Annotated in this window: 11 protein-coding genes; 7 read left to right on the plus strand and 4 right to left on the minus strand. The window is 70.9% G+C overall.

Going from position 1 to position 11,829, the window contains the following annotated elements; translation table 11 throughout:
• The first annotated feature begins 20 nt into the window (after positions 1-20).
• Positions 21-1,823 (plus strand): ThuA domain-containing protein, encoded by a 1,803-nt coding sequence (locus tag OGH68_RS35145; protein ID WP_264249620.1) that lies wholly within the window; start codon positions 21-23, stop codon positions 1,821-1,823.
• A 198-nt stretch (positions 1,824-2,021) separates the two neighbouring features.
• On the plus strand, positions 2,022-3,065 hold the full coding sequence (locus OGH68_RS35150; RefSeq protein ID WP_264250440.1) for a PP2C family protein-serine/threonine phosphatase: 1,044 nt from the start codon (positions 2,022-2,024) through the stop codon (positions 3,063-3,065).
• 72 nt (positions 3,066-3,137) lie between these two features.
• On the opposite strand, the gene OGH68_RS35155 is transcribed toward OGH68_RS35150, so the two are convergent.
• The 3 genes from OGH68_RS35155 to OGH68_RS35165 form a co-directional block, all read right to left on the minus strand.
• Entirely contained in the window at positions 3,138-5,528 is a 2,391-nt protein-coding gene (locus OGH68_RS35155) for an excinuclease ABC subunit UvrA (protein WP_264249621.1), read from the minus strand.
• A 212-nt stretch (positions 5,529-5,740) separates the two neighbouring features.
• On the minus strand, positions 5,741-5,890 hold the full coding sequence (locus OGH68_RS35160) for a hypothetical protein (RefSeq protein ID WP_264249622.1): 150 nt from the start codon (positions 5,888-5,890) through the stop codon (positions 5,741-5,743).
• 199 nt (positions 5,891-6,089) lie between these two features.
• On the minus strand, positions 6,090-6,293 hold the full coding sequence (locus tag OGH68_RS35165) for a cold-shock protein (RefSeq protein WP_264249623.1): 204 nt from the start codon (positions 6,291-6,293) through the stop codon (positions 6,090-6,092).
• Positions 6,294-6,562: 269 nt separating this feature from the next.
• Between OGH68_RS35165 and OGH68_RS35170 the strand changes: the two genes are divergently transcribed.
• The 3 genes from OGH68_RS35170 (at position 6,563) to OGH68_RS35175 (ending at position 8,949) form a co-directional block, all read left to right on the plus strand.
• A complete protein-coding gene (locus tag OGH68_RS35170) occupies positions 6,563-6,763 on the plus strand; it encodes a hypothetical protein (RefSeq protein WP_264249625.1) in 201 nt (66 codons plus the stop codon).
• Positions 6,711-7,331, plus strand: coding sequence for a J domain-containing protein (locus OGH68_RS36560; RefSeq protein ID WP_413471071.1), 621 nt, complete (start codon positions 6,711-6,713; stop codon positions 7,329-7,331). Before OGH68_RS35170 ends, OGH68_RS36560 begins: the two co-directional genes overlap by 53 nt.
• A gap of 259 nt (positions 7,332-7,590) precedes the next feature.
• On the plus strand, positions 7,591-8,949 hold the full coding sequence (locus tag OGH68_RS35175) for a PhoX family protein (protein ID WP_264249628.1): 1,359 nt from the start codon (positions 7,591-7,593) through the stop codon (positions 8,947-8,949).
• 264 nt (positions 8,950-9,213) lie between these two features.
• Here the strand turns inward: OGH68_RS35175 and OGH68_RS35180 are convergent, their stop codons facing one another.
• The gene (locus OGH68_RS35180) at positions 9,214-9,825 is read right to left on the minus strand and encodes a TetR/AcrR family transcriptional regulator (RefSeq protein ID WP_264249630.1); all 612 of its coding nucleotides are present in this window, start codon (positions 9,823-9,825) and stop codon (positions 9,214-9,216) included.
• Positions 9,826-9,875: 50 nt separating this feature from the next.
• Here OGH68_RS35180 and OGH68_RS35185 point away from each other — a divergent pair, with 50 nt between their 5' ends.
• Together OGH68_RS35185 and OGH68_RS35190 are read left to right on the plus strand one after the other, a co-directional pair.
• Positions 9,876-10,508 (plus strand): GNAT family N-acetyltransferase, encoded by a 633-nt coding sequence (locus tag OGH68_RS35185; RefSeq protein ID WP_264249631.1) that lies wholly within the window; start codon positions 9,876-9,878, stop codon positions 10,506-10,508.
• Between the two features lie 755 nt (positions 10,509-11,263).
• Positions 11,264-11,794 (plus strand): SRPBCC family protein, encoded by a 531-nt coding sequence (locus OGH68_RS35190; RefSeq protein WP_264249632.1) that lies wholly within the window; start codon positions 11,264-11,266, stop codon positions 11,792-11,794.
• Positions 11,795-11,829: the final 35 nt, after the last annotated feature.

Here is an 11,829-nt window from a genome sequence, read left to right on the forward strand (position 1 = left end):
AGGAAGGAGGCGACACCGACATGAGACGACACCTCATCACCCGCGCCGGAGCCCTGCTCGCCGGGCTGCTCCTGTGCGCGGGCACCGCGCCCACCGCGGCGTCCGCGTATCGGGAGGCCGCCCCCGCCGCTCAGGACTCGGCCTCCGCCGGTCCGCGGACGGCCTCCAGCGCTGCCGCACCGCTTCCCGACGCCCGGGCGGCCGCCGACCCCGCGTACCGGGTCCTCGCCTTCTCGAAGACGGCCGGCTTCCGCCACTCGTCCATCGACGACGGGCTGGCGGCCCTGCGCGAACTGGGAGCCGCGCACAACTTCACCGTGGACGCCACGGAGGACGCGACCGCCTTCACCGCGGCCAACCTCGGCAGGTACGGGGCAGTGGTGTTCCTGTCCACCACCGGGGACGTGCTGAACGGGACGCAGCAGACGGCGTTCGAGCAGTACATCCGCGGCGGCGGAGGCTACGTCGGCATCCACGCCGCCGCGGACACCGAGTACGACTGGCCGTTCTACGCCGGACTGGCCGGGGCCCTGTTCCACTCGCATCCGCACAACCAGACCGCGACGGTCCGCGTCGAGGACCGGGCACACGACGCCACCGCCCACCTCGGCGGCGCGTGGCAGCGGTTCGACGAGTGGTACAACTACCGGTCCAATCCACGGACGACCGCGCACGTCCTCGCCTCGCTCGACGAAGGCAGTTACACGGGCGGCAACATGTCCGGCGACCACCCCATCGCCTGGTGCAAGGACTACGAGGGAGGCCGGGCGTTCTACACGGGCGGCGGCCACACCGACGAGTCGTACACCGAGCCCGCGTTCCGCCGGCATCTGCTGGGCGGAATCCGGTGGGCGGCGGGGACGACCAAGGCCGACTGCCGACCGGAGACCGGATACACCGCGCTCTTCGACGGCAGCGGGACGGCCGGCTGGGAGCAGGCGGGCCCCGGGTCGTTCTCGCTGGCCGACGGCACGCTCACCTCTCAGGGCGGGCTGGGCATGCTGTGGCACTCGGCCCGGGAGGTGACCGGCGACTACTCGCTCAAGCTGGACTGGCGGATGGACGGCGACGACAACTCCGGCGTCTTCGTCGGCTTCCCCGCCTCCTCCGACCCCTGGTCGGCGGTGAACAACGGCTACGAGATCCAGATCGACGCCACCGACGCCGCCGACCGGACCACCGGAGCGGTGTACGGATTCCAGTCCGCCGACGTCACCGCCCGCGACGCCGCCCTCAACCCTCCGGGCGAATGGAACACCTATGAGATCCGGGTGACGGGTGAGCGCCTGGAGGTCTTCCTCAATGGCAGGAAGATCAACGACTTCACCAACACCGACCCCGCCCGCAGTCTGCGCCAGGGCCACATCGGCCTGCAGAACCACGGGGACGGCGACCAGGTGTCGTTCCGCAACATCCGCCTGGCCACCTCGGACACCGACGGCCGGACCGGAGAGCTCACGGGAGTGAACGGAAAGTGCCTGGACGTCGCCGCCGGTGCCACGGCCGACGGCACGCAGGTGCAGCTGTGGACCTGCAACGGGAGCGGCGCGCAGCAGTGGACGGTGCCCGGTGACGGCACCGTGCGCGCGCTGGGCAAGTGCCTCGACGTGAGCGGTGGCGGCAGTGCCGACGGCACCAGGATCCAGCTGTGGACCTGCAACGGGACCGGCGCCCAGACATGGTCCGCGCAGCCGGACGGGTCGGTGCGCAACCCGCAGTCGGGCAAGTGCCTCGACGCCGAGGGCGGTACCTGGAACGACGGCACCAGGGTCCACCTGTGGACCTGCCATACCGGCCCCAACCAGAAATGGAACCTGCCGTAGAAGAAGCTCCACGGGTCCCGCCCGGGCACGCCGGCTGTGTCCGGGCGGGACCACGGGACGGCACGGCCCTGCTCACGGCTGCGCAGGGCTGCGCGCCGGGCGTGGCAGGTGTAGAGAGGAGGTGTGTCGCGCCTCCCAGTAATCCGCCGGTCGGGCCGAGCAGGCGGTCGTGCGACGGTGGCCGTCCCGATCGGGCTGATGGTGGCCATCGTCGTGATCGACCTGCTGGCACCGCCCGACATCCACCTCGGTCCTCTGCTGGTCGCGGCTCCGGCGATCACCGCGCTGTTCGCCGGTCCCTGGACCACAGGGCTGGTCGCCGTGCTCGCGGTGGGGGGAGAGGTGCTCATCGCGGTGCTGCGCGACCCGGACGATCTGTTCACCCCGAACCGCCAGGCACAGATAGCCGCCCTGCTCCTGGTCGGGGCGAGTCTCGTCGTCTTCTGCGTGGTCCGGGAGCGCCGAGCCAGAGAGCTGATGCAGGTGCGGTACGTGTCCGAGACGGCCCAGCGTGTCGTCCTGCGGCCGCTGCCGAGGCAGATCGGACCGCTGCGCGTCGCCTCGTGCTATCTCGCGGCCGAAGCCGAGGCGCAGATCGGCGGCGACCTGTACGCGGCCGCGCGTACCAGTTCTGCCACCACCCGGCTGATCGTCGGTGACGTGCGGGGCAAGGGAATGACCGCCGTCGGTGACGCCGCCCTCCTCCTCGGCGCCTTCCGGGCCGCCGCGCACCGCCGGGCGACGCTGCCCGAACTGGTGACGTATCTCGACGGAAGCGTGTGCTGGGACCTGGCCGAACCCGGCGAGACGGACCGGTCCGGCGAGACCTTCATCACCGCCGCCGTCCTGGAGATCCCCGACCACGGCAACAGGGTAGACATGATCGACTGCGGCCACCCACCGCCGATCGTGCTGCGCAACGGCCGTGTCACGACCGTCGAAGCCCGCCGGCCCGCGCCTCCACTGGGTCTGGGCGAGCTGGGCCACGGCCCCTACCACGTGGACACCTTCACGTTCGAGGCGGGGGACCTCCTGCTGCTGTACACGGACGGGGTCCTCGAGGCCCGCGACTCCAGTGGCGCCTTCTACCCGCTCACCGAGCGGATCAGCGGCTGGAGCGGCGGCGACCCCGACGCGTTCCTGCGCGCTTTGCGGCGTGATCTCCTGGACCACGTCGGCGGCCGGCTGGGCGACGACGCCGCCATGATCGCGATCGAACGCCCACCCGCTTCTCGCCCCTGACCATCTCCCCTTTCCGCCCGGCCGCCGGGTGGGAAGCGGAAGAGGCCTCGGCCAGGCCGGAAGAGGCCCCGGTCAGGTACCGACGTAGGCCGCGAGGTGCTCGCCGGTGAGGGTGGAGCGGGCGGCGACCAGGTCGGCGGGGGTGCCCTCGAAGACGACCTTGCCGCCGTCGTGTCCGGCGCCGGGCCCCAGGTCGATGATCCAGTCGGCGTGCGCCATGACCGCCTGGTGGTGCTCGACGACGATGACCGACTTGCCGGAGTCGACGAGCCGGTCGAGCAGGCCGAGCAGCTGCTCGACGTCCGCGAGGTGGAGGCCGGTGGTCGGCTCGTCGAGGACGTAGATGCCGCCCTTCTCGGCCATGCGCGTGGCCAGCTTGAGCCGCTGGCGCTCGCCGCCGGACAGCGTGGTGAGCGGCTGGCCGAGGGTGAGGTAGCCGAGCCCGACGTCGGCGAGCCGGTGGAGGATGCGGTGCGCGGCCGGTGTGGCCGCCTCGCCGCCGCCGAAGAATTCCTCGGCCTCGGTCACCGACATCTCCAGCACCTCGCTGATGTCCCGGCCGCCGAGGTGGTATTCGAGCACCGAGGGCTGGAACCGCTTCCCCTCGCAGTCCTCGCAGGCGGTGGCGACGCTCTGCATGATCGCCAGGTCGGTGTAGATGACGCCTGCGCCGTTGCAGGTGGGGCAGGCGCCCTCGGAGTTGGCACTGAACAGCGCCGGCTTCACACCGTTGACCTTGGCGAAGGCCTTGCGGATCGGGTCGAGCAGGCCGGTGTACGTCGCCGGGTTGCTGCGCCTGGAGCCGCGGATCGCGCTCTGGTCGACGGACACCACGGCCTCGGCGGGGATCGACCCGTGCACGAGCGAGCTCTTGCCCGAACCGGCGACACCGGTGACGACGGTCAGCACCCCGAGCGGAATGTCGATGTCCACCCCCCGGAGGTTGTTCGCCGTCGCGCCGCGGATCTCCAGGGCGCCCGTGTCCTTGCGCACCGTCTCCTTGAGACCGGCCCGGTCGTCCAGATGGCGGCCGGTGACGGTGCCGCCGGCCCGCAGCCCGTCGACGGTGCCCTCGAAGACGACGGTGCCGCCCGCCGTACCGGCGCCGGGACCGAGGTCGACGACGTGGTCGGCGATGGCGATCACCTCGGGCTTGTGCTCCACGACGAGCACCGTGTTGCCCTTGTCCCGCAGCCGCAGCAGCAGGTTGTTCATCCGCTGGATGTCATGCGGGTGCAGGCCGATGCTGGGTTCGTCGAAGACATAGGTGACGTCGGTGAGGGACGAGCCGAGGTGGCGGATCATCTTGACGCGCTGCGCCTCACCGCCGGAGAGCGTGCCGGCCGGCCGGTCGAGCGCGAGGTAGCCGAGGCCGATCTCCACGAACGAGTCGAGGGTCTGCTGCAGGGCGGTGAGCAGGGGTGCCACCGACGGCTCCTTGAGGCCGCGGACCCATTCGGCCAGGTCGCGGATCTCCATCGCACAGGCGTCGGCGATGCTGATCCGCTTGATCTTCGACGACCGGGCCCCCTCGCTGAGCCGGGTGCCGTCGCACTCGGGGCAGGTGGTGAAGGTGACGGCCCGCTCCACGAACGCCCGGATGTGCGGCTGCATCGCTTCCTTGTCCTTGGACAGGAACGACTTCTGGATCTTGGGGATCAGCCCCTCGTAGGTGAGGTTGACACCGTTGACCTTTACCTTGGTCGGCTCGCCGTAGAGGAAGTCCCGCATCTCCTTCTTGGTGAAGTCGCGGATCGGCTTGTCCGGGTCGAGGAAACCCGACTGGGCGTAGAGCCCCACGGTCCACACGTTGTCCGACTTCCAGCCGGGAATGGTGAACGCCCCCTCCGTGATCGACTTGGAGTCGTCGTAGAGCTGGGTGAGGTCGATGTCCGAGACCGAGCCCCGGCCCTCGCAGCGGTTGCACATGCCGCCGGTGCGCTCGAAGGTCGCCTTCTGGGCCTTCGTCCTGGCGCCGCGCTCGACGGTGATCGCACCGGTCGCCCGGACCGAGGCGGTGTTGAAGGAGTACGCGCTGGGCGGGCCGATGTGCGGCTTCCCGAGCCGGCTGAAGAGGATGCGCAGCATCGCGTTGGCATCGGTGGCGGTGCCGACCGTGGAACGGGGGTCGGAGCCCATCCGCTGCTGGTCGACGCTGATCGCGGTCGTCAGCCCGTCGAGGACGTCGACCTCGGGCCGCGCCGGCGTCGGCATGAAGCCCTGCAGGAAGGCGCTGTAGGTCTCGTTGATCAACCGCTGCGACTCCGCGGCGATCGTGTCGAAGACCAGTGAGCTCTTGCCCGAGCCGGAGACGCCGGTGAACACCGTCAGCCTGCGCTTCGGGATCTCGATGCTGATGTCCTTGAGGTTGTTCTCGCGCGCGCCGTGCACACGGATGAGACCGTGGCTGTCGGCAACGTGCGGCTCGAGCGACTGCGCATCAGTCCTCTGGGCCTTGCTCATCGTGTCTCCATCTGTCGGGCGGGGGCCGCCTGCGCGGTCTCCGGCGGCGTCGCCTGGCCCGATCTAACCAAGCTTTGCGCGGTACGTGCAGTTCCGGTTCTCGTTCGTCGGCGGGGCCGCGGTCGCGGCCCCGGTGCGCTGTCCATGTGCCCGGCGCACGCGGGTCGACGCGGTGTCGTCTGCACACGTCACGGCTGTGATCGCGGTACGGCTCAGCGGAGTTCGCCGACGCGGATCAGGTCGCCCGTTGGATGGCGGACGGCGGCGGGATCGCGGACGGCCGCGGTGGGGAATGCGGCGAAGGAGAGGGCGACGTCCGGGGCGTCGTGCGGGAGAAGGGTCGCGTGGCGGCTGATGTCCATGGCGGCCACGCTAGTTCCGGCTCGGTGACCGGCGCTTCTTCATTCCTGATCGGTCCGCTCCGGTGTTTCGCGACAGGGGAGAGGCAGCCCGGGCCGGTGATCCTCGCGCGGCTGTCCCGGCACGCAGCTGTCCCGACACGCGGTCGCCCCGCGTGAGCTGCACGCGGGGCGCCGGGGGAGAGGGGGAGGGGTTCGGGGGTCAGACGGGGGTGACGTTCTCGGCCTGCGGCCCCTTCGGTCCTTGGGTGACGTCGAACTCCACCTTCTGTCCCTCGGCGAGCTCGCGGTATCCGGTTGTGGCGATGGCCGAGTAGTGGACGAACACGTCCGGACCGCCGCTGTCCTGGGCGATGAACCCGAAGCCCTTCTCGGGGTTGAACCATTTCACTGTGCCGGTAGCCATCGTGCTTGTTTCTCCTTCGTGCGGACGCGGGGGCGAGCCCGTGTCGGGGTTGCGAGGCGATCGTCACGGCTGTGCCGCTCACCGTGTCGCCGACACGCCCACACGCAGGGGTGATCGTTCGCCGTCGGGCGGCGAAGCGGAGGCCCGACGGGGCCGGCAGACCGTGTCCCCTGTCGGGTTGAGCCGGCTCTTGTCAGGACAGAGGCTGCCGGTTATATAAGTGATATCGGATATGCCCGATCGTGACAGCACGTCGAGGAGAGGAGGAGATGGCCGTGCTGCTGCGTAACGTGCTGCCGCGCACGACTCGTCGCAGGCGCCTTCGGGTGAGGCTCGACCGCGTAGCCCGTTTCATGAAGCGCTCGACACGCATCGCTTCACGCCCGTACAGCACGGGCGTGTGGATCGACGTGGAGCATGACCACCGGGTCCCCGCCGGTTTCGGCCGGCCGGCGCACGGCATCGGGTGAGGAACCCGGCACCGTCGTCCCGGAAACCCGGGGCTGTCGTCCTGGCCCGGGTGCCGAGCGCCCCGCGCAGGGGCGGCCGGGCATCCGGATCGGCCGGGTCGTCGGGCCCTGCGGTCGTCGTCAGCCGCAGGGCCCCGTAGGCGGTATCGCCTCTGCTTGCTGGGAGGTGAAGGCAGTGGCGCAGCGAGGGCGTGAGAGCCACTACACGGTCCTGGGGGTGCCGCCGACGGCATCGGCGGCAGAGATCACCACCGCTTTCCGCAAGCTGGTGCGGAAGCTGCATCCGGATGCGCAGCTGGATCAGCCCGGCCGGCGGGAACAGTTCGACCTTGTCATGGCCGCTTACGCAGTCCTGCACGACCCGCGGCGACGCGCGGCCTACGACGCGGAACGCACAGCCACGGCACCCGGTCCGCCCCGGGCCCGGCCGCAGAGCGTCGCGCGTGCGCCATCCCCTGCGGAGTTCCACGGCGGGGACGTGGTGGTACTGGGGCCGAGGCCCTTCCCCACGGTGAGGGGCGCAATGGTGCGAGCGGGTCCCGTCCGGGTGCGGCCGCCGGCCGAGTAGGCGTCGCCCGCGCGGCCAGGGCGGTCGGAGCGAAGCCCAGGCCGGTGATCCCGTCAGGTATGCGGCAGCCGAGCGGAGTTCCGGCAGTCGCACCTCCGGCCAGTACCGCATCGCTCCAGGCCGGGGTGGGGGACGCCGGTATCGGGCCGTCGGCTGAACGACGTTCTCCTGATGCTCATCTCGGGTTGGGAAACGGCCCCGCGTCCGCTCCTAGTGTGATGGGCGCCGCTCCCCAGTCCGCAGCATCGAGAGGACTCCCATGACAGGCTCGTCCGCCGGAAGCGCGACCGGTCCCGGTTTCGAACGACGCACCCTCCTGCGCGGGGCCGCCGTGGCCGCGGCCGCGTCCGTCCCCTTCCAGGCGCTCGCCGCGCGGACGGCGGAAGCCGCGCCGTTGAAGTTCGCGTTCGATGCCGGGTACGGCCCGCTGAGCCCGGTCAAGGACCAGGCCACCGGGCTGGAACTGCTGCAGTTGCCGCGTGGGTTCGAGTACATCTCCTACGGCTGGACGAACGACCTGATGGACGACGGGGTACGGACCCCGGGCTCGCACGACGGCATGGCGGCCTTCCGGTACGGGGACCGGGTCCATCTCGTGCGCAACCACGAGCGCGGCGCCGGACCCGCCTTCACCGCCCCGGCGTACAACGCCGAGGCCGGCGGCGGGACCACCACCATGGTCTTCGACCCGGATGCCGGGCAGTGGCTGGAGTCCTACGGCAGTCTCGGCGGCACACTCCGCAACTGCGCCGGTGGGCCCACCCCGTGGAACACCTGGCTCACCTGCGAGGAGACCTTCTCGACGACCGCCGGGAAGCGCCACGGCTACATCTTCGAGGTGGCCTCCCAGGGCAAGGGCAACCCCGAGCCCTACAAGGCCATGGGCCGGTTCAACCACGAGGCCGTCGCCATCGACCCGGCGACCGGCTACGTCTACGAGACGGAGGACCGGGGCGATGCGTCGCTGTACCGGTTCGTTCCGGCGGTGGCGGGCGACCTGTCCAAGGGCGGCCGGCTGGAGGCCGTGCGCATCGGCCCCACCTCGTACGACACCCGCCGTGACGGGGAGAAGGCGTACGGCACCGTTTCCTGGGTGCCCGTGGACGACGTCGACCCGGCGGCGGACACCGTGCGACACCAGGCGCAGGCGAACGGCGCCGCGGTGTTCAGCCGCCTCGAGGGCGCCTGGTACGGCAACGACCGCATCTACGTCATCACGACCGACGGCGGCCCCGCCCGCCAGGGACAGGTCTTCGAACTGGACCCGGCCACCGACGAGTTCCGGGTGCTCTTCGCCTCCCCGGGCGCCGAGGTGCTCAACGCGCCGGACAACATGTGCGTCAGCCCCCGTGGGGGCCTGGTGCTCTGCGAGGACGGCAGCGGGACCGAGTACGTCCACGGGCTGACCGCGGACGGTGAGATCTTCCGTTTCGCCGCCAACAACGTCGACCTGCGCGGCGGCACGGCGGGCAAGGCCGTCGCGGCGGCCGACCACCGGGGGTCGGAGTGGGCCGGCTCCGTCTTCGAACCGAAGAACGGCAACTGGCTGTTCGTGAACATCCAGACTCCGGGCATCACGTTCGCGATCACCGGCCCCTGGCACCAGGGCGGCCTCTGATCCGCACGCTGAAGCGGCCGCTGTCCGCCTCCGGCAGGGAGGGGGACAGCGGCCGCGACCCGCAGCACTGCACGATCACGCACATCGAACCGAGCCATGACCGGCCAAGGCGGTCAGGGTGTGCGCGGTGAGCCGCGACGACGTGTGCCGGAACGGCTCCTTCACGGCCAGGCCCGCTCCCACGCGTGCACGCGCCACGCTGCGGGCCGTGGCCGTTTCCGCTGCGGCTTCCACTGAGCCCCCCGTCTCTCCCGGCAGGCACCATCATGCACGGTGTGCGGTCGCCGGGGGCCGCGACGTCAGGGCGGCCAGGTAGTCGTCGACCAGTTGCGTCTGGCGTTCGGGCGGGAACGCCGCGGGGTCGAACAGCGCCTGGACGACCAGGCCGAGTACGAAGGCCTGCGCGGCGGCCGCGACGCGTGCGGGGTCCTGGGCGGGGAGTTCGCCCGACCGCTGCGCCGTGGCGATCAGGTCGCGCAGCTTGTCGCGGCTCTGCGCGTACTTGCGGCCGTAGTCGTCGCTCAACGCGGGATCCGCCAGGGCGGTGTCCCACGAGGAGACCCAGATCCGGTTGCCGGCAGTGGTCTCGGCGGTCAGCGGCAGGATGTCGAGCAGAGCAGCCCTCACCGCGGCCAGTCCCTGGTCGGCGGCGCGCCGCGGGCGAGCGGCGCTGCGACGTTCGAGCAGGTCGAGGGCGTGTGCGACGAGGTCGTTCTTGGTGGGGAAGTAGTGGGTGAGCAGGCCGGTGGTCGCGCCGAGCTCACGGGCGACGGCGCGCAGGGTCAGCCCGCTGAAGCCGTGCGCGGCCAGCACGCGCCAGACCGCCTCCGAAACGTCGCGGCGGCGGGCTTCGTGATCCCCCTTGGTACGTGGCATGCTGCAACAGTACATACCCGTAACGCTTGTTGTGTGAATGCGAGGTTCCCATGTTCTCCCTCCCGTTGCGGGACAACGCGCGTCTCTGCCCGCTGGAGCCCTGGCATGCCGAGGAGTTCGCCGCCCACATGGACCGGACCGGCGACCACATCCGCCCGTGGGTCGGGCCGGGTTTCGTCACCGACGACCTCGACGGGGCTCGGGCCACCCTGCGCCGGTACGCCGAGCGCCAGGCCGCGGACGGGGCCCGCCTGTACGGCATCCGGCTCGACGGCACGCTGGTCGGCGGCGTGATGTTCACGGACTTCAGCGCCGCCTCGGGCTCGTGCGAGGTCGGCTGCTGGCTGGAACCATCCGCCGAGGGCCACGGTCTGGTCACCGAAGCGTGTCGCACCCTGCTGGACTGGGCGTTCGTCACCCGCGGGCTGCACCGCGCCGAATGGCACTGCCGCGCCGACAACGAGCGGAGCTCCGCGGTGGCCAAGAGGCTCGGCATGACCCTCGAGGGTGTGCGACGCGAATCCTGGCCCGTCGGCGGTACTCGCCACGACAAGCAGATCTGGGCGGTTCTCGCCTCTGAATGGCGAGCGGTTGAAGGCAGCCTCGGGTCCGGTGATTCACTTCGAGAGGGACGGATCCACGAGGGCGGCGGAACCACTGCACCCGTCTCCACGGTGGCCTGAGCACGACGCACCTGCTCCTGCCGCCGTTTCGGAGGCGTCACCGACCGCCGCCGCGGCTCCGGCCACGCTGCCTCCGCGGGCGTCAGGTTGGGGTCGGCAGGGCGTGCAACCGGTCGTGGAGTCCTCCCAGGCCCCTGCCGAGAGAGCTCACCTACAGGGGTGCCGGGCCAGCACATCCAGCATCGTCGGCCCGGTCCGCCGCTCAAGGACCGTGTCGGTGTCGGTGACGTCGTACAGTGCCTACGTCGTCGGAGAGGTTGCGCCGGTCGACCTCATCGGCGGACGACGCCTACGGCGTACCCCCGTGGGCAACAATGCGTTCAGCCACCAGGTCACCCCTCTCGCGGATACCGGGCTGCGGCAGGCCGGCGCACTCACGCATCACCACCATGGCCTGGACGCTGCGCCCGATGCCAACGAGGCGGTCCACCTCTGCTTGCTGCTCGGCCGACAGCCTGTTCCACAAAGAACCGTCCATACGCACATTCAACCTTCCCCCGGACCGCGTGGTGGGCCACGTGACGCGGAAGCACGGGGAGGCCGAACGAACCGGGCAGTGCCGGGCAAGCGGCGAGCCTGTCGGCGCTTTCTCAACCGCAGCGTCCGAGCGTTGGTTCAAAGGCCGCACGCAAAGAGCTTCTTGTGTCCGGAGGCCGTATACACCAATCTCGACCGGGCGGCGGAATCCAGGGACCGAGGGGCGCCGGACGCGAGGAGCAGCCGACGGTCGGCCGCTCCGACACGGAGGGGACGACATGCGAAGTGCCGATGGCCCGCAGGTGCACTGTGATGTTCATGTCCGGGCAGCCTTGCCGCAGGTGTGGCGGCTGGTGACCGATATCGGTCTGCCTGCCCGGCTCAGCCCGGAGTTGCGGCGTGCCGCATGGCTCGACGGCGTGGACCGGCCCGCGTCGGGGGCGCGCTTCGAGGGGCACAACAGTCACCCCGTGCTCGGCGAGTGGCGGACCGTCTCGCATGTGGTCGAGATGGAGGAGCAACGGGTGTTCGCCTGGGCCGTCACGGACGCGGACGGCCGGTTCGGAGAGGCGACGGTGGATCCGGCGAGGGCTCTGGCCTCCTGGCGCTACGAACTCGCGGGCGAGGACGGCGGCGTACGGCTGCGGCAGACGGTGCGCATCGGGCCGGGCCGCAGCGGGATCACTCTGGCCGTCGAACGCCTGCCGGACCGGAGGGAAGAGATCGTCGCCGCCCGGCTGGAGGAGCTGCGCGCGGGGATGGAGGCCACCCTGAGCGGCATCAGGAAGCTGGCCGAGGAAGCCGCCTGAGATCAGCCGGGACCAAAGCCGGGACCAAAGCCGGG

It is taken from the genome of Streptomyces peucetius (assembly GCF_025854275.1).
GTDB lineage: Bacteria > Actinomycetota > Actinomycetes > Streptomycetales > Streptomycetaceae > Streptomyces > Streptomyces peucetius_A.